Annotated in this window: 17 protein-coding genes; 10 read left to right on the plus strand and 7 right to left on the minus strand. The window is 63.2% G+C overall.

The window, feature by feature from the left end; genetic code table 11:
• Positions 1 to 39: 39 nt before the first annotated feature.
• The 10 genes from ACYQ6J_RS17630 (at position 40) to ACYQ6J_RS17675 (ending at position 11,465) form a co-directional block, all read left to right on the plus strand.
• Positions 40 to 420, plus strand: coding sequence for a hypothetical protein (locus tag ACYQ6J_RS17630; protein ID WP_460185513.1), 381 nt, complete (start codon positions 40 to 42; stop codon positions 418 to 420).
• A 101-nt stretch (positions 421 to 521) separates the two neighbouring features.
• Positions 522 to 2,099, plus strand: coding sequence for a polymorphic toxin type 28 domain-containing protein (locus ACYQ6J_RS17635; RefSeq protein ID WP_460185514.1), 1,578 nt, complete (start codon positions 522 to 524; stop codon positions 2,097 to 2,099).
• Between the two features lie 21 nt (positions 2,100 to 2,120).
• Positions 2,121 to 2,693, plus strand: coding sequence for a hypothetical protein (locus tag ACYQ6J_RS17640; protein WP_460185515.1), 573 nt, complete (start codon positions 2,121 to 2,123; stop codon positions 2,691 to 2,693).
• A gap of 17 nt (positions 2,694 to 2,710) precedes the next feature.
• On the plus strand, positions 2,711 to 4,342 hold the full coding sequence (locus ACYQ6J_RS17645; RefSeq protein ID WP_460185516.1) for a hypothetical protein: 1,632 nt from the start codon (positions 2,711 to 2,713) through the stop codon (positions 4,340 to 4,342).
• 4 nt (positions 4,343 to 4,346) lie between these two features.
• Positions 4,347 to 4,712, plus strand: a complete 366-nt coding sequence (locus tag ACYQ6J_RS17650) for a hypothetical protein (protein ID WP_460185517.1) — start codon at positions 4,347 to 4,349, stop codon at positions 4,710 to 4,712.
• Positions 4,713 to 4,735: 23 nt separating this feature from the next.
• Positions 4,736 to 5,656, plus strand: a complete 921-nt coding sequence (locus tag ACYQ6J_RS17655; protein ID WP_460185518.1) for a hypothetical protein — start codon at positions 4,736 to 4,738, stop codon at positions 5,654 to 5,656.
• Positions 5,657 to 6,304: 648 nt separating this feature from the next.
• Positions 6,305 to 7,552 (plus strand): hypothetical protein, encoded by a 1,248-nt coding sequence (locus ACYQ6J_RS17660; RefSeq protein WP_460185519.1) that lies wholly within the window; start codon positions 6,305 to 6,307, stop codon positions 7,550 to 7,552.
• Positions 7,549 to 7,917, plus strand: coding sequence for a hypothetical protein (locus tag ACYQ6J_RS17665; protein WP_460185520.1), 369 nt, complete (start codon positions 7,549 to 7,551; stop codon positions 7,915 to 7,917). The genes ACYQ6J_RS17660 and ACYQ6J_RS17665 overlap by 4 nt, the downstream gene beginning before the upstream one ends.
• 21 nt (positions 7,918 to 7,938) lie before the next feature.
• Complete coding sequence (locus ACYQ6J_RS17670; RefSeq protein ID WP_460185521.1) at positions 7,939 to 9,555, plus strand: RHS repeat-associated core domain-containing protein; 1,617 nt, start codon at positions 7,939 to 7,941, stop codon at positions 9,553 to 9,555.
• Positions 9,556 to 10,079: 524 nt separating this feature from the next.
• Positions 10,080 to 11,465, plus strand: a complete 1,386-nt coding sequence (locus ACYQ6J_RS17675; RefSeq protein ID WP_460185522.1) for a sulfotransferase — start codon at positions 10,080 to 10,082, stop codon at positions 11,463 to 11,465.
• Between the two features lie 90 nt (positions 11,466 to 11,555).
• Here the strand turns inward: ACYQ6J_RS17675 and ACYQ6J_RS17680 are convergent, their stop codons facing one another.
• The 7 genes from ACYQ6J_RS17680 to ACYQ6J_RS17710 all read right to left on the minus strand — a co-directional run bounded on the left by ACYQ6J_RS17680 (position 11,556) and on the right by ACYQ6J_RS17710 (position 18,784).
• A complete protein-coding gene (locus tag ACYQ6J_RS17680) occupies positions 11,556 to 12,698 on the minus strand; it encodes a hypothetical protein (protein ID WP_460185523.1) in 1,143 nt (380 codons plus the stop codon).
• Between the two features lie 113 nt (positions 12,699 to 12,811).
• Complete coding sequence (locus ACYQ6J_RS17685) at positions 12,812 to 14,443, minus strand: hypothetical protein (protein ID WP_460185524.1); 1,632 nt, start codon at positions 14,441 to 14,443, stop codon at positions 12,812 to 12,814.
• 4 nt (positions 14,444 to 14,447) lie between these two features.
• Positions 14,448 to 15,197 (minus strand): hypothetical protein, encoded by a 750-nt coding sequence (locus tag ACYQ6J_RS17690; RefSeq protein ID WP_460185525.1) that lies wholly within the window; start codon positions 15,195 to 15,197, stop codon positions 14,448 to 14,450.
• 39 nt (positions 15,198 to 15,236) lie between these two features.
• Entirely contained in the window at positions 15,237 to 16,034 is a 798-nt protein-coding gene (locus ACYQ6J_RS17695; protein WP_460185526.1) for a hypothetical protein, read from the minus strand.
• Between the two features lie 18 nt (positions 16,035 to 16,052).
• The gene (locus ACYQ6J_RS17700) at positions 16,053 to 18,035 is read right to left on the minus strand and encodes a phage tail tape measure protein (protein WP_460185527.1); all 1,983 of its coding nucleotides are present in this window, start codon (positions 18,033 to 18,035) and stop codon (positions 16,053 to 16,055) included.
• Positions 18,036 to 18,101: 66 nt separating this feature from the next.
• A complete protein-coding gene (locus ACYQ6J_RS17705; protein WP_460185528.1) occupies positions 18,102 to 18,284 on the minus strand; it encodes a hypothetical protein in 183 nt (60 codons plus the stop codon).
• A 20-nt stretch (positions 18,285 to 18,304) separates the two neighbouring features.
• A complete protein-coding gene (locus ACYQ6J_RS17710; RefSeq protein ID WP_460185529.1) occupies positions 18,305 to 18,784 on the minus strand; it encodes a hypothetical protein in 480 nt (159 codons plus the stop codon).
• Positions 18,785 to 18,941 lie beyond the last annotated feature (157 nt).

The raw sequence follows: 18,941 nt of genomic DNA on the forward strand, positions 1-18,941 counted from the left end.
CTATTTGAACTGGTAGCCACGCGGAGGCTGGTTGAGACAATGCAATCGACCGTTCCTTGTTTTGTGGCGCTCGCGGTTTTGCCCATCATTCTGCTTATCCTCTGGTTAATTGCCGAGTTCCGCTGGCGGCGGTGGGTGCGTCTGGCCCTTGCCATCGCCAACGTATTCCTGCTCCTTAGTTGGCTGATAGGTGTGATTTACACCTACAATCTCGTGACGGGCATGTATCAGTTTAGTCTAAACAAAATGGAGCACCTGCTTGAGGAGCGGCAGGAGGCGAAGGTCTACGATGCGTTGCGGGTTCACAACCAAACCCTTCAGCAGACTGGGAGTGCCAAGCGGGCAGTGGCTCGCCTATCCTCCGCCCTCGTTGAACTTGAAGCGGAGTCGGCGGTCACCAGGCCAGGGCCGGAAAGATAAAGGAGCCACGCTGGTGATACTGTGCCCAAGGCCTCTTGTGCAGTTGCCAAGTGGTCCAGGGTGATGGGCATGTTGCTTTGGACCAGTAGAGCGATTCGGGCATGGGGGGCACCCACGACGACTCATGGTACGGCGTTCGCTCCATCCACCACGAGAGCCATTCCACCGAAAGTCTCAACCGCACGATCACCTTTAACGCCTCTGGGCAGGCCAGCAGTAGCGGCACGAACGTCCGCTCGGCCTCGGCCAGTGGGCGGGCGGACTCGTTCTACCACTCCGAGTGGGCGGATTACTGGTGGAGTGGGCCCGAGACCTGGGCCAGCGGCGGGAGCTGTCAGAACAGCACCTACGACGGCTACACTTATCAGTACCACTGGACGAAGACCTGGCAGGGTCAGGGGGATGGGACCGTGGCAAGTTCGGCCACCAACCGCGTCACCGGCATCGAGAACGGCTCCGAAAGCGGCTGGTCGACACACACCGTGTCGGAGGGCAACGGTTCAAGCTCTGGCAGCGGCTCGGGTCCCGGCTCCGGGAGTGGCAGTGGCAGTGGTTCTGGCAGCGGCAGCGGTACTTCGTCCAGTACCAGTTGGAGCACAAGCTGGAACCACTCCTATGACCAAACGGTGACGTATCGCGGTTTCTACGATTATCGCTATTACGGCCAGGACTACGGTGGCTCCGGCGAAGAGGATTATATCGCCTACATGGGCGACGCTTTCTACGACAATCCCGGCTCCGACGCCGGCTTGTTCCCGTTTGCGTACAGCGAGCAGGAGTACCTGTTTGCCACACAACCGGATGGCGCGAGCTCGCAAGGCCTTAGCAGCCCACACCGCCCGCAGCGGTTGGGGTCCCCTGGGCGCACGCTCCACTCGGCTGGCCGGGCCAATGCAGTTCGCCAGGCTTTGCTGAAAGAATCTCCCCAACTGTCTTGTCGGGAAAGTAGTCAGTACTACGAGAATCAGCAGAACGCCCCATCGTTGTCCAGCGGCAGCGGGTCAGCTACGGTCCTCGGCCAAGGCACAGCCAATGGCGGGGAGGCGCGGGACTTTTGGGCTGCAGCGCGAGAGTTTTTCAGTCTTTACGGGTACTACTTCGGGAAGAAGCTTGACTATTACCAAGCGGGGCTGGATGTAGCTGGGTGCATCCCTGGCGTGGGTGAACCGTTCGACGCATTGAACGCGAGCATTTCTGCTGCCCGCGGGGACTGGACGGGGGCGGGGCTGTCCGCGGCATCGATGATTCCCGTATGGGGCGATGCCATCGGCAAGGGTGGCAAGCTTGGCCGGTACCTTGCAAAATACGGTGATGAGGTGGCTGCGGCCGTGCGCGGTGCGACGAAGGCGAGCGACCTTCGGTTTGCGACGAAGTACGGCCAGTACGTGCGCCGCGCGGACAATTTCAAGCACGCGCTCAGCAGGGAACATGTGCTGGCCGCGCTGGCCGAAAAACAGGGAAAGACGGTCAAGTTGAGACCGGACGGAACGCCCTTCGACCATCTGGCGGAGACCCGTAACGCCATGCGTGGCGCCAAGGACCAAATACTGCGCCTACGCAGGCACCTTACTGATCCGAGTCTCACTCCTGAGCAGCGGGCAATCATTGAAGGTGAGTTGTCCGAGTTATCGAAGATGCTCGACGAGGCGGAACGAATTTTGGGCGAACTTGCCCAATAGAATCGGCGAAGGATCCTGCGAATGACTGATTCGGTGCGTCAGCGAGCCATTGAGGTGATCAGGAATCGGGATCAGTATACGGCCACAGAGCTTTACAAGGCTGTTTTCGACCTGTACCACAATCCCAAATACGGCGACGAGGAGTTGCTCTATCCGCTTTTGGACCACAAAGACAATTGGGTGGCGGCCGGCGCACTATACGCTTTATGTGAGGTCTACGGACATCGCAACCAACTGCGCCGCTTGATCTTCCGCGTCGCGGATGGCGACCCACGTGACGAAGGCGATAACCAGCTTCAGTTTCAGGCGTTGTGTCTTCTCGGTAGTCTGGCCAAAGACGGGGACCAGAACGCTTGCGAGAAGTTGTGGGCAGTTGCTGAGGATCCCGCCGCGAACGAATTTGGAAGAAGGGAGGCTTGGTACCAACTCGCTACGCTTCACGGCATCGAATGGCAAGGGTGGTGGACGGACGAAATGGTCCTCAGGCCCTTCAGCGGAGCGACCGAGCAAATCCGCCAGCAGATTCGGCAGGAGATTCTGCGCCGAGGTGGCCGACTGCCGGCGCGCAAGTCGGGCGGGCATGGCCTAGAATAGGCGGTGTCGAATGCAGAGTGTCTTGCACCATCACTGCCCACAACCGCAGCGAGTCCCGCACCCTGACCGAAGGCCAGACCAAGGACCTGACCTACCAGCGGACCGACCACTACCTCTGGGCCCCCGGCTCTGTGTCAGGCAGCGGCTCTGGGACCGGCTCGGCAAGCGGATCGGCCGTCAGCCCGTGGCGCCTAACCCAGATCGAAGAATCGGGCAATGCCACCGCCACCCGCGGCCTGAGCTACGACTATTCGGGCAGCGGCAGTTCCTGGTCCACCTGGGGCGATTTCAGTATGGGCGGCACCCACGACGAATCCTGGGATGGCGTGCGCAGTATCCGCCAGCAGAGCACGGCCAGCGAAACCTTGAGCCGCACCATCACTTGGAACGACCAGGGCGAGCAACTCACCACGGGCAGCGACAGCCGCTCGGCCTCGGCCACGGGCTCGGCCGACTCGCTCTACCACCGCCAGTGGGAAGACCACTGGTGGGTGTACGAGGAGACCTGGGCCAGCGGCGGGACCTACCAGAACAGCACCTACGACGACTACAATTATCAGTACCGGTGTGCGAAGACCTGGGTGCCTGATCAGTACCAGTGGACGAAGACTTGGCAGGGCCAGGGGGACGGTGCGGTGAGTAGCTCGACGACGAACCACGTCACCGGCCTGGAAAGCGGCTCGGAGAGCGGCTGGTGGACGCATTTCGTCGCCGAGGGGAGCGGCGGCGGCTATTCGTCCAGCAGCAGTTGGGGCGGCCCGTTGAGCAACTCTTACGACGAGACCATTACGTATCCCGGCTTCTACGACTATCGCTACTATGGCCGGGACTACGGCGGCGGCTCCGGCGAAGAGGATTACATCGCCTATGTGGGCGATGTCTTCTATGAAAGCCCCGGCAGCGACGGTGGCTTCTTCCTGTTCGCGTACAGCGAGGACCAACTGCTATTTGCCGGGGCTGCAGGGGACCGCGCCGAGGAACAGAGGATATCGGTGCCCGCCGGGGTACCCGGGACTGAAAGGGTGTCCGTTCTGCAACAGGAGCACCAATACTATTTCGGCACTGAGGGCGGCAGCGGCAAGAATGGCATTTCTGCCATGGCCGCCAACGAGACGGTTGGGCGAGCACAAGGGGGTCAGGTTCGGGCCCAGGGCGAGGCGGCTGGCGGCGGTGCGCAAGGCCTACCGGAGTGGCGGTGGTGGAACCCGTTCACATGGTTCGGTTGGGGGATTGATTGGAGTGAAGCGGTCGATCAAGAGATAGAACTGGTTCGCCAATTGAACCAGACGTTCGGTACGGCGCACACACGGCTGGACCAGTTTACGGCCGAAGAGCGGGCGAGGATCGAACAGGCCCTGGGCCGGAAGTTCAACTGGGAGCAGGCCAGTGCCATCCGCGCGTCAGAACGCGAGTTGCAGATCCGCGACAAAGTACTACTTGGTTCGCAGGTGTCTTTGGCGGCGGCTGGCGTAGCAGACGCGGCGGCGGGTGGCGTAGCAGCGAGCGGCGTGTCGACCAAAGTCGCGATACACGGCGCGCATCATTCCTTTGGGCCGTTAGGCAGATTAGCACATATTCAGATTAACTGGTGGAGAGCCGGCGTGAAACGTAGTGGCCGAGTCCTGAGGATTCCACTTCCATGGAGGTAGCGATATGCTGGTTTCGGATCCCGGCCAGCTTGGCACTCTTGTCGACGCAGTGCATGATGTTTGGTTCGATGTTGATGCACTGAAAGGGCGTTTTTCCGGGGGAGTTGTCACCATTCCTCTTTATGAGCACGTCGCTGCCTTGAGCCGAAAGCGAGCGCCCATCGCAACGTTGGTGGTCAGACACGTGGACTCACTCGCGGTCGAAGACACGGAGCATGTAGGCTATTACGACATTGACGAGATTCGCTTCGACCCGGTCAGCAAAATCCTTACGATTATCGGTTGTATACCCATCGTGGTTCGGTTACACGTTGGTAAGCTGCACGTTGAATTTCACCCACAGCGCAAGGAGAACGACACACGCACATAGGCGAATGTTGGAGGATGTAGACGGTGACGTATCCCGGCTTCTACGACTATCGCTACTACGCCCGGGACTACGGCGGCCGCTCCGGCGAAGAGGATTACATCGCCTATGTGGGCGACGCCTTCTATGAAAACCCCGGCAGCGACGGTGGCTTCTTCCTGTTCGCGTACAGCGAGGACCAACTGCTATTTGCCGGGGCTGCAGGGGACCGCACCGAGGAACAGGGGATATCGGTGCCCGCCGGGGTACCCGGGACTGAAAGGGTGTCCGTTCTGCAACAGGAGCACCAATACTATTTCGGCACTGAGGGCGGCAGCGGCAAGAATGGCATTTCTGCCATGGCCGCCAACGAGACGGTTGGGCGAGCACAAGGGGGTCAGGTTCGGGTTCAGGGCGAGGCGGCTGGCGGCGGTGCGCAACGCCTACCGGAGTGGCGGTGGTGGAACCCGTTCACATGGTTCGGTTGGGGGATTGATTGGAGTGAAGCGGTCGATCAAGAGATAGAACTGGTTCGCCAATTGAACCAGACGTTCGGTACGGCGCACACACGGCTGGACCAGTTTACGGCCGAAGAGCGGGCGAGGATCGAACAGGCCCTGGGCCGGAAGTTCAACTGGGAGCAGGCCAGTGCCATCCGCGCGTCAGAACGCGAGTTGCAGATCCGCGACAAAGTCTTGCTTGGTTCACAGGTTTCGCTTGCCGGAGCCGCGGTGGCCGACGCTGCAGCAGGCGGGGTAGCCGTCTACCAAGCTGCGACGGGGACAACCATTTTGGTCGAAGGAGCGTCCGTTGGCGGGCGCATGGGCAGTGGTGGTATCTTCCAGATTCGTCCTGCGGGTAAGCCTCCTCTGATACGGTTTGATTACCACGCCATTCGCCCCGGCGGCGCCAAGGTTCCCCACATCGATTCGCCGCCACTCGGATGGCGACATTGGCCGTGGGAATGACTTTCGTAACAAATGCCAACATGTGTTCGCACGATACGATCGTAGTACAAATTGAGAATGAGGCGTCGCTTTCCATAGCAAGGGATTATATCCTGGATGCCCTAATGCCCCTCGATTCGGTCACGTTTGACCCGTCGCAAAAACGGTGTGAGATACTGCTTCTCTTGCCGGACAATAGTATCTCACGGTATGAGAGGATTGCCCCCTTTCTTTACCGGCGAATAACGCCTTTTCGGAAATGGAGACTTCTTTTTTCTGAAGTGACATCCGTTGAGTATAGATACCACACAGGGGCAATGCGAACAGGCCGCTTTTCAATTGGCGACCTACGCCCTCACGCGGACGCGGGCCTGTCCATTGCTACGCACGAGGGGTTGACTATCCACATAGCGGCGGCCCGGCTAGCCGGTCAGTTGATACGTACTATGGAGATTGATGAGGAAACGCATGCTCTGCGCACAATAGCTATTCGGCTATTCTGGCCGCACAGGCAAACCGCTGGTTGACGTTGTTCGTGAGGGGGGGCAGATACCGCCACCGCGATGGCTACTGGGCCACCGGCGTTCCGAAAGGGGAGGTAATCGCCCGCGAACCCTGGAACGCACCACTAGTAAAGACGACACCTGGCAGGGCCAGGGGGACGGTGCGGTGAGCAGTTCGGTCAGCAACCACGTCACCGGCCTGGAAAACGGTTCCGAAAGCGGCTGGTGGACGCATTTTGTCCCCGAGGGGAGCGGGGGCGGCTATTCGTCCAGCAGCAGTTGGGGCGGCCCGTGGGGCAATTCCTACGACGACACCGTGAGCTACCCCGGATTTTCCGAGGCCCGCTACTACGGCCGGGACTATGGCGGCGGCTCCGGCGAGGAGGATTACGTCGCCTACGTCGGCGACGTCTTCTATGAGAGCTCCGGCAGCGACAGCGGCTTCTTCCCGTATGCGTATAGCGAGCAGGAGTACCTGTCTGCCGCGCAATCCGATGGCGCAAATCCCAGAGTCCTTAGCAACCCGGACCTCTCGCAGCGGTTGCGGTCGCCTGTGCCCACGCTCCAATCAGCTAGCCGGGCCAGTGGGGTTCGCCACTCCTTGGTGAAAGAGTCTCCCCAGTGCTCTTCTCGAGAAACGACGGACTGCGAGACTCGAGAGGCTGGCCCATCGTTGTACAGCCTGGCAGGACCAAGTGGGAGGGGGACGGCTTTCGGCCAAGCTTCAGCTAATGGCGGCGGGCTGGGGGGCCTTTGGGCTGGAGCGCGAGAGATTTTCAGTCTTTATGGCCACTACTTCAGCCAGAATCTCGACTATTACCAGGCTGGGCTGGATGCAGCTGGGTGCATCCCGGGGGCAGGCGAGCCGTTCGACGCATTGAACGCGGGCATTTCCGCTGCCCGCGGGGACTGGACAGGGGCAGGGCTCTCGGCGGCGTCGATGATTCCCATGTGGGGCGATGCCATCGGCAAGGGTGGCAAGATTGGCCGGTACGCGGCAAAATATGGGGACGAGGCAACTGAAGCTGCCAAGCGTGGCTTGAAGGGGGCCGCCGAACTGCGTCCCTACGGCGGGCCAGGGGGCGGCCATCATGTTCCTGCCAGGAAGGCGTTCGAAGGGGCCCCCGGCTACGATGTCAATAAGGCCCTGGCAATACCGAATGACGAGCTGAAGAAGCTGGGAATAAGGCATGGGGATATCACGCAGTCACAACGAAAACTCTATCAGGAGCTCTCGAAGACTGGGCGGGAATTGACGTGGGACGTGGTGCAGGACATTGAAACCAAGGCGCTTGTAGCCGCTGGGATGCCTCACGAGATGGCAGAGGCAACGGTGAAGCAGGCTATCGAAGCATTAAGGCAGGCCGGGATTTCCAAACCGACACACATTCCCTGGGGAGGTGCCAACCAATGAACGAAGCAACAAAGGAGTTTATCGCGATTCTTATTTCTCACGTGCGAGACGAGGCTATCGAAGCTTCTGATATCACGTGGAGACAACTGGATCGGGAACACAAGGGCTTCGTCGCAAAGCGATGGGAAAAGGCCAGGCAGGCGGGGGACCTGGACGAGCTGGTCCGGATGATTATTGCGGACAGCGTCGATGACGCGATTTATAGTCTCTTGCACGCGATTGACGAGGGAATCCTGCCACTGGTCTTCAAAGGGACGAATCTGACGGAGGACGGAGGTGCAGACCTGGCTGGGTTTTATCTGTGCGAGGCGAGGTACGCTCTTTCCAAGCAAAGGACCTACGAGGAGGAGCTGCCAGGGTTGTAGTGCGAGGAAGGCGACGGCACGGTGATATACACGTATGATCCCGCCGGCCAGTTGCTCGCGGCCGAGTATTCCGGCGACCAGGACGACGAGTTTTATTGGTACGATGCGAACGGCAATCGGACGGCCGTCGCGGTGGGGGCTTCCACCAGCGTGTACGTGGTGGGCGCCGGCAACCGACTTGTGTCCGATGGGACGTACTGGTACGAGTACGATGCCAACGGAAACCGCACGCTGCGGTACCTGTGGACCGACGCGGACGCCGATGGCCAGATCGATGCCGGCGAGCGGAGCCAGATCACCCGCTACACCTGGGATGGGCGCAATCGCCTGGTGGGAATTGCCGAGTATGCCACCGAGGACGGCCCGGCTAGGCAGGTGGTTGCCAACTTTTACGACGCCGAGAACCGCTGGATTGGCCAGACCGTGGACCGCGATGGCGACGGCACGGTGGACCACACGCGGGTGTTTGGCTATGATGGAAACCAGATTGTGGTGCAGTTCGACCGGGAGGGCTCCGGCCGCGTGACGGGCGCGGACCAGAGTCATCGGTACTTGTGGGGGCCGGCCGTGGACCAGATACTGCCCGACGAAGGCGTGTACCCTCTCCCCCTGGGAGAGGGCCAGGGTGAGGGTTCGCAAGCTGGCCAACAGGCCGGCTACGACCTGGGCCGGCCGGGCGAAGTGCTTTGGCCCTTGACCGACCACCTGGGCACGGTCCGCGACCTGGCCCAGTCCGACCCGCAGACCGGCCAGACGGCCGTGGTCAACCACTTGGTGTACGACGCCTTCGGCCGCCTGCTTTCCGAGACCAACCCCGGGGCCAGTACGCTTTTTGCCTTCACCGGCCGGCCCTTCGACGCGGCCAGCGGCCTACAGAACAACCTCAACCGCTGGTACGATCCGGTTGTGGCCCGCTGGCTCTCGCCCGACCCACTGGGCTTCTCCGCCGGCGACGCCAACCTGTACCGCTACGTCGGCAACCGGCCGCAGCGGTACGCTGACCGAACAGGTCTGCTTGAGATTAAGCTTGGGGGTTACGTATTCTACGTACATCGATACGACAAGGACCCCTTTCCTTCGCAACCTCACGCCCACGTCGGCTCTGCTAACAGCCCGTATAAAGTTAACCTTGAGACCGGCGAGGTCTTTTATGGGTCGACACCCACGGGACGGAATATCGGAAAGAAGGTCCTTCGGCAGCTTCGCGCTAGGCTTCGGGCGGCCGGCTTACTCGGCTTGGCCGCAGTCGTGGTGCTAGAGACGCCGGAAGTGGTTCAGGCGGCGGAGCGGGGTGGGATGTCGGGCGTGGTGGGACATAACAAGGGGGTGGCAACGCAGGCGGCGATCGCGATGGGCGAGTCTGCAATAGTAGGAGGTGCGGTGTTGGGAGGCGCGGCCTTGGCTGGCAAGAGTAACACTGCCGGAGGCGCGACCATTAGCGGTTTGAGCGGTGCCACCGCAGTCGGCGGTTCGGTGATCGCGGCAGGCGCCGGGGGATACGCCGTAGGATATGCGATTGGCAGCATCCAAATAGGGCGCCAGACTATCCACGAACACCTTGGCGCGGGAATGTACTCGGCGGCACACGCAATATCTGAGGCAGGAAGGGCAGCCTGGAACTGGATTACGGATTGGTAATCTGTCATGCAGGCAGATAATATTCGCAACCAAGGTTCATCGACATCTGGAGTCCCGCCTCCCACATGTCCTGTCTGCTTCAAGCCGATCGCCGGGGGGTTTGCGTACTTTTCCTTCGGCGCCGTGGTGGACCTGTTCGTTCTTGAGAAGGCGGGGCTGAGGGATGACCTATTAGAAGGGTTTTGTCACGTTGGGTACCACGGCACGGATCCGGAAATGAAAGATTCTGCGGGCTACGCGATAGCAGACGGTATTCCAGGGGGCAACTGGATATCGAGTTTTGTTCGCTTGCGTGCTTGAAGAAGTGGTTTTCCGATATCGTGGATTGTGTTCAGACTGAGCTGAACGCCAAGCGGCCTAAATCCACGAGCTGACGTTTCAAAAGTGTCGGCGAGCGTCTACGTTTCTGATTGGCTCACGCTGTGCTTAGGCAAGGAGGAGGGGCACTACGGTACGACATAGGGGAGTGCGGCTTATTTTGGAGTGTCCTTGGGCTCGGGCATGTCGTGCCGGAGGAGAGGGCTATGCAGCAAGCGATTGTCTTGGGCATGGGCAGTGGACGCTGCGGGACGCTGTCGCTGGCCCGGGTCTTGAGCCGGCAGCCGGGCGTGATGGTTTCGCACGAGGAGCCGCCGCTATTGTCCTGGCGGCCGGAACGGCCAAGGCCGGTCATCGAGCATCGTTTTGCCCGCTGGCGCCGCACTCGGCAGGCGGCCATTGTGGGCGACGTGGCCTCCAGCTATCTGCCGTATGTCGAAGATGCGATCGCGGTCGAGCCGGCCATCCGCATCATTTGTCTTAGACGGCCGCGGGAAGAGGTGGTACGTAGCTTCTGCCAGTGGCTGGACCGGGTGCAGCCGTTGCCCACCAACCACTGGGCCGCGGAGCCGGCCGAGGGGTGGTACCATGATCCCGTGTGGACCCGCATCTTTCCGCAGTACGACATCCAGGACCGCGAGGCTGGCATCCGCCGCTACTGGGAGGAGTATTACGGCCGGGTGGAGGAACTGGTTGCCCGGTATCCCGAGCAGATGCGGGTGTTCGATACGGATTGGGCGCTCAATACGCCGGAAGGCCTGCGGGAACTACTGGCGTTTGCGGGCATTCCGCCCGAGCGGCAGGTGCTCAGCGTAGGCCTGCGGGTCAACAAGGTGCCCCAGCGGCCTGGGCCGGGGGCGTTTCTTCGTGCGTCGTGGGCCCCCTTGGACCCCAGGCGGTGCGTGATCCTGGTGCCCTTTGCCGGGCAGATTCTGCCGCACTGCGAGCGGGCATTGAAAGAACTGGAGCGGCGTGGGTATGCGGTGTGGCGTGTGGGGGGCTATGCGGCCATCGACCAGGGGCGGAACCAGATGGCTACCGACGCCCTGCGGGCCGGGTTCGAGGAGACGATGTGGATCGACGCCGACATCGATTTTCACCCTGATGCCGTGGAGCGGCTGCGCTCGCACCGGCTGCCGATCGTCTGCGGCATCTACCCGCAGAAGGGCAAGCGGGCGCTGGCCTGCCACATTTTGCCGGGCACGCACGAGATGGTTTTCGGCGAAGGGGGCGGGTTGGTGGAACTCTTGTATGGGGCGACGGGGTTCATGCTGGTACACCGGCGGGTGTACGAGCGGATGCAGCAGAGGTTGCGGCTGCCGGTGTGCAACGAGCGGTTCGCATCGGCGATGGTGCCGTTTTTCCAGCCCATGGCCCATGCCCATGAGGACGGGCACTGGTATTTGGCCGAGGATTATGCGTTTTGCCAGCGGGCACGGCAGTGCGGTTTTCGCATCATGGCGGATACGACGGTGCGGCTGTGGCACATTGGCAGCTATGCGTTCGGGTGGGAGGATGCGGGGATGGAACGGCCGCGGGTGGCCAGCTTCGTGCTGCATTTTCCCGATCCGCAGGAAGGCAAGCCGTCATAAGGCGGAAGGCCGCCCGGGCGACACGGGCAAAACGCGGGGGACCTCTGGTTGTCCGACCTAGTGGGCTTTGGGGCGAAGCACGACAGGTGGCTAGGCAAGGAGGTGGCCCAACGCTGGGCAGAGCACGGGGATGCCTGTGGCCGCGTGGATCACGGCTGCCTGGGAGGGGTCGCTTTCGACGAACAGTTGTGCCCCGACCACCTGGCACTGTTTGGCCTTCCAGCGTCCGATGGTCGCGGCGTCGGTGGGGATTTTCTGCCAGGGGCCCATCACCAGCCGGCGGTACACGGCCCCATAGCGCGCCAGCCAGGCCTCGGTGGCCGACCGCTGGTGCTCCGGCCGGGCGGTGACGATGGCCAGCACGGGGCGACGCCTGGGCATCTGCATAGGCCGGCCGGTCCGCTCCTCGCAGAGGATGCCATCCAGGTCCGTGGCCAAGCGTTCCGCGTGGCCGCTGTTGAGCCAGTTCCACTCAAGATAGTGCGGGCCTTCATAAAGGGCCCAGCAGAGGTCCAGCGACGCCAAGCCGTTGGGGTGGGAGTAGACCGCGGCACGGGTCACAGCCGCCCCAGGAAACGCCTGCTGCACCCGGGGCGACCAGGTTCGCATGGCATGGCCGCTCCAGGCGGTGTCGTCTACCAAGAGCAGATGTCGGGGCTGTCGCCACTCGGGGGGCTGGTCCTGGGTGCGTATGCCGCCGGCCAGGGGCAGAATCTGCCCCTCAGGCCCCGTACACCACAGGGGCAGATGCAGCACGGTGGCCCAGAGGGTCGCCGGCAGCAGGCCGCTCCGCGCGATCGCCACGATCCCGTTGGCGTCCGGCGGCAGGTGCCCTGCCAAGGCGAGAGCATCCTGCATGAGCTGAGCCGTGGTGATGTACAGGGTTTCGGGCAGGGTGACGCCGCTGACGACCCGCTGGCGTCGCAAGTGGGCTGCCTTGCGCTTGGCGGCACGGATGGCCATGCGCACGACGACTTCGGCGGCCTTGCGGGGCAGGTGGCGCAGTAGGGGGCGTTTGGCGGCCTGGCCGAGCAGGCGGTCCACGATCTCCTGGAAATGCTGCTCGCATCCTTCGGGCCCCCAGAAGTCCATGAGCGTGGCGAACTCTTGGCAGCCGCAGCCGGCCTGGTCGTGAATGCCGAACCACGCGAGAATCCGCTTGAGTTCTTGGCCGGGCCCGTGGGGCGGCCGGGGCATCGCGGGCAGCGGCCCAGGAGTAGTCTTGGGCGGCATGGGGCCGCACAGCCGTCTGACGTCACTCCGGCCCACGGGCCGAAAACCGTGCGGGTCGCACGCCGGGCAATAGTAGCGGCCTTTGCCGTCGGGTTGCCAATGGCAGTACGTACTCATACGGAAATGCTGACTTGGCCGGTGCCTTCGGCGGATGGCCCGCCGGGCCACTGCGCGACGGCCTTGCACCGCAGCGAGCCCGAGAGGGCCACGGACATGCAGTTCTCCGGGCCGCCCCGTGGCCAATGGGTGCCAGAGCGGACGCACAAGAGGCCGTAGGGCGGGTTCCAGAAAGTGGGGTCTCGGGCCCACCATGTCCCGGTGGGCTCGCCGGGCTCGGGGGCGCAATCATCTTCCAACAGCTGGAGCAGGTGGACCATCCAGCACGCACATCGCTCGCTGCCTTGGCCGCCCAAACGCTGGACGACCAGGTACAGGTCCCAATCACGCTCCTCGGTGTAGTGCACTGCCCAGTCGCCGAGCATGGTGCGGGCCCGGGCGATCTTGGCATCCCACTCGCAGCACCGAACGCCGGTGGCATGCTGGCTGGGCACCTGGTCGTCGCGCGATACCACCCATGTGCCTTCCAGCGGCCGCAGGTCCAGGACCGTATTGCCGAGTTGGAGGACCGGCAAGTCGCTGAGCGTCACATACAGCTCGTCCGGTGCACAGCCCGTGCAGTACATGCACCATGGGCCGCCGCGACTGGGCGGCTCAGCGTTGGGCGATACGCTGTCGACGACCGCCCTGGCTTGTTCCAGTCCTGATCCTGGCGGGGCACCGCTGACGTAGGTCAATGTCTTGCCCGCCACGGACGGGCAACGCCCATCCCACGCCGCGCGATAGAGGGCCTGGTGGTAGGTCACCTCCAGGATGCGCCCGGGCGGATAGAGCCGCACAGTGCTCGCCGGCTGCCAGGGCACGCACTGGCGGTACTCAGGGCCGAGGCATTCTCGGGGCAGCCGGCCCTCGCTGTGCCATTCCAGGGGGGTGACGATGCGGCGGTGGTTGTCGCATGCGTACGGCTCCGGCAGGTCTTCCATGTGCCAGCGGAGACTGCGGATTTCTTGCTCGATTGGTCCGTCGCAACAGCACGTCCGCTGGGGCTCGCCGGTGCAGCATTGGGCCATGCGGAGCTTCAGCCGCCCCAGCGGCTCCGTGCCGCCGCGACCCCAGGGGCAATCCCAAACGCCGCCGCCTGCGCCGGTCTGGCAGAACCATAGGTTGCGCTGGTCGGGCCAAAGGCACCCAAGGTCGGCGATCTCCGCCCCATTGGGGCTCTGAAGGGCGGCGCAAAGGTGGTGATCTGGATGGTCGCAAGCGTAGCCTGTGTCCCACGCGCAGAAGGTATAAGCCCGCCAGGGGGCGTCGAATCGGGGCTCGCGCGTCACGCGCAGCTCGATGGCGCACATCGCGGTGGCGCCTTCGGCGCGGCAATCATTCAGTCCGCCAATGGCCACCCAGAGGTATAGCGGTTCGCAATCGTCGCAGGCCGCATGCGGCAGCGGGCCAAACCACACGCAACGATTGCCGTTGTCCGGCGACGGCGGCAAGTAGTTCGACAGGTGAAATTTGCCGTTGAGGCGATCGCAGATCGCCGTGCCGCACGCCGAGGGGCAATAACCGTAGCCGGTAGGCCAGGGGATGATCCCGGAAATTTCGACTACGAGGCACCGCGACGCAACCACGGGGTCGCACAGCCCGCAGGCCACAGGGTGTTCGCAGCATGGTTGCGGATGCCATCCCATCGTGTCACTCGACGCATTGCAGTTGGATGATTTCCCATCGGCCGGCATCTTCGGTCCAGGTAGCATAACCCCGGGTGTTCGCGGGCCCAGTGAAGATGCCCAAGGCATCATGGACCGTAATCGTGGTCCCCAGCGGTTGGCCGGCACTGTCTACGACTTCCGCCGCCGCGCTGGCATAATAGGCCAACGTTTCACTCAGGGCGAACCGTACGAGACCAGCGAAGTTGCCGGCAAGCACCAAACCGAGCGACGACCCAGTTTGTGGCCACCAACAAACCGGCCACCCCACGAATCCCGAGTAGAGTGTAAACGCATCGCCCGTTTGCTCGCTGGGCTTGATCCACACCCGGGGGTGAGCCGAATGTTGACACTCGATCTTGGCAGGCACTACGCCGTGCAGGACCGCGCGGCCGAGTTGGCCCGCAGGGAGGGGTTCCGTCACCACGGCCAACCGTCCTGGCCCATGAACCCCGGGGTCGGGAATCTGTGCCCGGAGGGCCGTCTGGCGGGCGAATTCGGCCTCGTTTTGGCTGGGCAGAATGATGGGGTCGTCCAGCCCCACCACGGAGAATCGTGCCACAGTCTGCCCCGTTTCGTTCCGCACGAGCACAGCCGGAGGGCCACCTTCTTTCCCGGCTTCCAGGTCGTGCCGCCGCATCCGCTGGGCCATCGCAGCATCGACGAAGGCGTTGTATGCCTCGGCGGGGATTTCCAACTTCTGACCCGGCCGGACTTTCTTGAAGGGGTTTCCCATGGCAACCCTACAGCCTTCAGCCTTCAGTCTCCCGCCTTTTTAAGTCCCGATGCCCAGGCCCGAGAAATCCCCGTACTGGTAGACCTGCTCGACGTAGGCGGCGATCGGCTTCTTGACCAGCACCTTGGCCGCGGCGTCTTCATCATCCGCGTAGCGGACCCAGAGGTATTCCCACCCCCGCTTGCTAATGCCTGTGATATTGCCGATCACCAAGCCAATGACGTTGGGGCTTGCGGCGAAGCGGAAGGTGATCTCCCAGTCGTCCTGGCCACGCTTGGAGCCCGACGCCCCCAGAAACAGCACCTCGCCGGCGGCGAAACCGCGAAAGGCGGCGCCGTTCACCTTGCCAGTCAGAAAGAAAAGGGTGGCCTTGTAGCCGGGCGTCACCAGGCCCGAGGCGATGTAGTGCGTCTCGGAGAAGTTGTAGACCGGCACGGTGATGTCGACGCCCTCGACGTTGTCGTGGGTAACGCCGATGGCACCTTGGAAATCCGGGGCGGTCTTGCCAGGCGGAGCGTAGCGGCCGACCGTCTGGAGGCTTTGGGTGATGTGCTGGGTGCCGCCGCCGGTGTCGAACTGGTAGGTGGATTCTCCGGTCTCGGGCAGCTTCAGCTCGCCGTAGCGGACAGTGCCTTCCCAGATGTCCTCGGCGATCCGCTCGATGTGCAGGCTCTGGCGTACCAGGCCGTCATAGAGCACCGGTGAGGCCGCCGCCAGGGCCGCCTTGGCCGCCAGGTCGCTATCGGTGCCGCGGACAATATAGACAAGGTCGACCGACGGGCTTTCGCCTTCGGTCGATTGGCGGCTTTCCCATTTCTCGTGGATGGCGATCGGCATCCGCAGCGAATCCTCCGATCAGGCGAATACCAAGTTGCCGTGCTGGGCCTGCTGGACGAGCTTGCGGGTGTTCTTGGCCGTCTCCTCGCCTGCCCGGGCGGCACGCTCCAGGGGACCGCCGGTGCCCAGGCCGGCCGCGGCCAAGGGGTTGAAGGTCCCGGTCACGCTGATCGACCGCTGGGCCAGCCCCTCGAAGTCGAAGGCTTCCAGGTCTCCGACGCCCTTGACGCGTTCAGGGATGGATGTCTCTTTGATCTCTGCCCGCTTGCGGGCCGCCTCGTCGAGGGCCTCTTGCCACTGGCGCTTGGCCTCGGCAACCGCATCCTCGGCCGCCTGGAGGTCCGCGTCGTATTGCCGCCGGCGCTCGACGTGCCGTCGCTGGCGCTCCTCTTCCAGGGCATCGAGCGTGCCGCGCTCTTCCTGGTCGATCGCCTGGCGTTTGGCCTGCCGGGTCGTTTCGATGTCGCGGAGCTGCTGCTGGGTAGACTGATCCCGCTGGCGCTGCTCCCGTGTGAAATCCTCATCGAGAATCCGCATGGCGGCTTCGGCGTCCACCGAATCGTCGAACATCGCCATCAATTGCACGAACTTCTTGGCGATCCAGTTCTGGGCCGTTCGCCACCCGGTGACCAGATGATGGGTAAACGTGGTCCACGCCTTGGACATAAACGCCACGGTCTCGACCCAGGCGGTCTGGAGGCCGGCCCAGGCCGAGGTGAGAATCTTGGCCGTGCCGTAGACCGCCTCGGTGGCCACGGCCGTGAAGGCCTCTTTGAAGCCGATCCACTTGTCCGTAAGCCACGCGATGCCCTTCTGCCACTCCATCTTCAAGGTGAGCCAGAGAATCCTCGCGGCCAGGCCGATGTCGCCGGCGGCCAGCGCATCGGAGATGCCCTTCCAGGCCGCAAGCGCCGTATCCCGCAGCGCGGCGAACTGCTGGCCCAGCCACGCCAGGGCCTGTTGGCCCACGCCGGAGACGTAGAGCAGGTACCCGCCTAAGGAGGCCAGGGCCGCGATCACCAGTCCCACGGGCGAGAGGATCGCACCCAGGACGGTGCCGATCACGCCCAAAGCCGTCCCCACGACGGTGACGATGCTCGCTAGCGTGCCAAAGGCGAAACCGAGGGCAGACAGAACGCCACCAAGTGCGATCAGCGCCGCCCCGCCGGCTGTGACGGCCGCGGCTACCTTGAAAATCGTGACGACGACAGCCTTGTTCGCTTTGATCCAATCCGTAATGCTCCTGATCACCCCAAGCGCCCGCTGGACGAAGTCCGTAAGCACCGGCGCCAAGGCCGACCCGATGACGAAAACCCCCATCTTGACGGTCTTCCAGAGGTCGGACACTAGGTCGCCGAATACCACTGCGGCTTCTGCGTCCTCGGTGGCCATAACCAGGCCCAATTGCCGGGCCCGCTCGGCCAACGCCTCTAGACCCGCCGCCCCATTGGCGATCATCGGCAACAGTTGCGTGCCCGAGCGGCCGAAGAGCTCCATCGCAGCCGCAGCACGCTCGGTGGGATTGGCGATTTTCGCGAGCCGGTCGGCGATGAGCATGAATTGCCGATCCGGAGAGAGACCTGCCAGTTGCTGGATCGACATGCCGAGATTGGCCAGGGCCTCTTGGGCCGACTCGGAACCACCCGCCGCTTCCGCAATGGTCTTCTGCATCCGGCGCAGTCCGGCCTCGAGCGTCGCCAGGTCGGCCCCGGACTGCTCGGCCGCGTAGGCCAGTTCCGAAAGCCGCTCCACACCGATGCCGGTCCGCTGGCTGGCCTTGGCCACGCGATCGCCCATCGAGGCGAACAGGCCGGAGGCCCCGAGCAAGCCCCCCACGGCCGCCATCCCGGCAGAGAGCATTCTCTGGCCGGCCGCCGTGACGCTCTGGCCCCAAGCCTTCAGCCGCTTCGAAGCGGCCTTCAAGCCGCGAACCAGGCGGCTGTCGTCGGCGAACAGCTCGACGAACGCTTGTCCGGCTCGGATACCAGAAGGGCTTGCCATAGGTCGGGCTTGGGGCTTGGGACCTGGGGCTTGGCTCCCTCAAGCCTCAAACCCCACGCCCCAAGCCTATTTCAGAATCCCCAGTTCAGTGAGTTCCTTGAGCGTCGTGGTTGCGACGGCCTTCTTCACCAGCGGATGAAAATCCGTCGGGCCGAGCGGCCTTGCGTGCAAACCGCGGAAGGCGTTGTACAGCATGGCGAGCACCTGGGCTGTGTGATTCCACTGGTCGCGCTGGCGGCCGTCGACCATCCAGCACAGTTCCCGCAGCGTCAGCGGCCCTGGGGCGACGCCGACGATTCCGGCAAGCTCGTAAACGAGTCGTAAGCGTCCGTCAGGGCCGCCTCGATCTCCTGCGGCAGGTCCGTGCGATTGAGCTTCGCTTTGATGAGTGCCGCCGCCAGCTGGTTCAACTGGCCGTACTTCTCGATCGCCAGCCGGAGCGTCTCCCGCTGGCTCGGCTCGGGGAAAAAATCCACAAGCTCCTCGACCAAGGCCGCCTTGGCTCCAGCGATCGTGTCTCCGGCCATCGCCCGGGCGAAATCCACGTCGGTAATCTTTTCCGCGTCTGCCTGCGGCTTGCAGACACAATAGATCACGTCGCAAAGCAGGATGGGATCGAGCAAGAGCCGCGGGAAAGTGCGCTCGATGTCGAGCAGGTCTTCCTTCAAGAGGTCGCGGACCCGCTTGACCGCGTCCACGCTCACCGCAATAGTCCACGTTCGTCCGGCGCTGTCCTGGAAGGTTCTCATGCGCTTGCTGCCTCCAGGGTCGGCTTGAGCGTGAAGTCCAGCGTCGCTACGTCCTCCAGCGGCTGGCCCTGCGAAAGGCTCGTCACGGCCCATTTGCCCGTGTAGCTCAAGGTCGGGTCGGAGACGGTCACCTCGATCGGCTCACCGTTCGCATAGG

Source organism: Thermopirellula anaerolimosa, assembly GCF_054657335.1.

Coding starts and splice junctions, on each gene's coding strand:
- ACYQ6J_RS17630 (WP_460185513.1), top strand. CDS start 40: ATGCAATCGACCGTTCCTTGTTTTGTGGCGCTCGCGGTTTTGCCCATC.
- ACYQ6J_RS17635 (WP_460185514.1), top strand. CDS start 522: ATGGGGGGCACCCACGACGACTCATGGTACGGCGTTCGCTCCATCCAC.
- ACYQ6J_RS17640 (WP_460185515.1), top strand. CDS start 2,121: ATGACTGATTCGGTGCGTCAGCGAGCCATTGAGGTGATCAGGAATCGG.
- ACYQ6J_RS17650 (WP_460185517.1), top strand. CDS start 4,347: ATGCTGGTTTCGGATCCCGGCCAGCTTGGCACTCTTGTCGACGCAGTG.
- ACYQ6J_RS17665 (WP_460185520.1), top strand. CDS start 7,549: ATGAACGAAGCAACAAAGGAGTTTATCGCGATTCTTATTTCTCACGTG.
- ACYQ6J_RS17675 (WP_460185522.1), top strand. CDS start 10,080: ATGCAGCAAGCGATTGTCTTGGGCATGGGCAGTGGACGCTGCGGGACG.
- ACYQ6J_RS17680 (WP_460185523.1), bottom strand. CDS start 12,698: ATGCCGCCCAAGACTACTCCTGGGCCGCTGCCCGCGATGCCCCGGCCG.
- ACYQ6J_RS17685 (WP_460185524.1), bottom strand. CDS start 14,443: ATGGGATGGCATCCGCAACCATGCTGCGAACACCCTGTGGCCTGCGGG.
- ACYQ6J_RS17690 (WP_460185525.1), bottom strand. CDS start 15,197: ATGGGAAACCCCTTCAAGAAAGTCCGGCCGGGTCAGAAGTTGGAAATC.
- ACYQ6J_RS17695 (WP_460185526.1), bottom strand. CDS start 16,034: ATGCCGATCGCCATCCACGAGAAATGGGAAAGCCGCCAATCGACCGAA.
- ACYQ6J_RS17700 (WP_460185527.1), bottom strand. CDS start 18,035: ATGGCAAGCCCTTCTGGTATCCGAGCCGGACAAGCGTTCGTCGAGCTG.
- ACYQ6J_RS17705 (WP_460185528.1), bottom strand. CDS start 18,284: ATGGTCGACGGCCGCCAGCGCGACCAGTGGAATCACACAGCCCAGGTG.
- ACYQ6J_RS17710 (WP_460185529.1), bottom strand. CDS start 18,784: ATGAGAACCTTCCAGGACAGCGCCGGACGAACGTGGACTATTGCGGTG.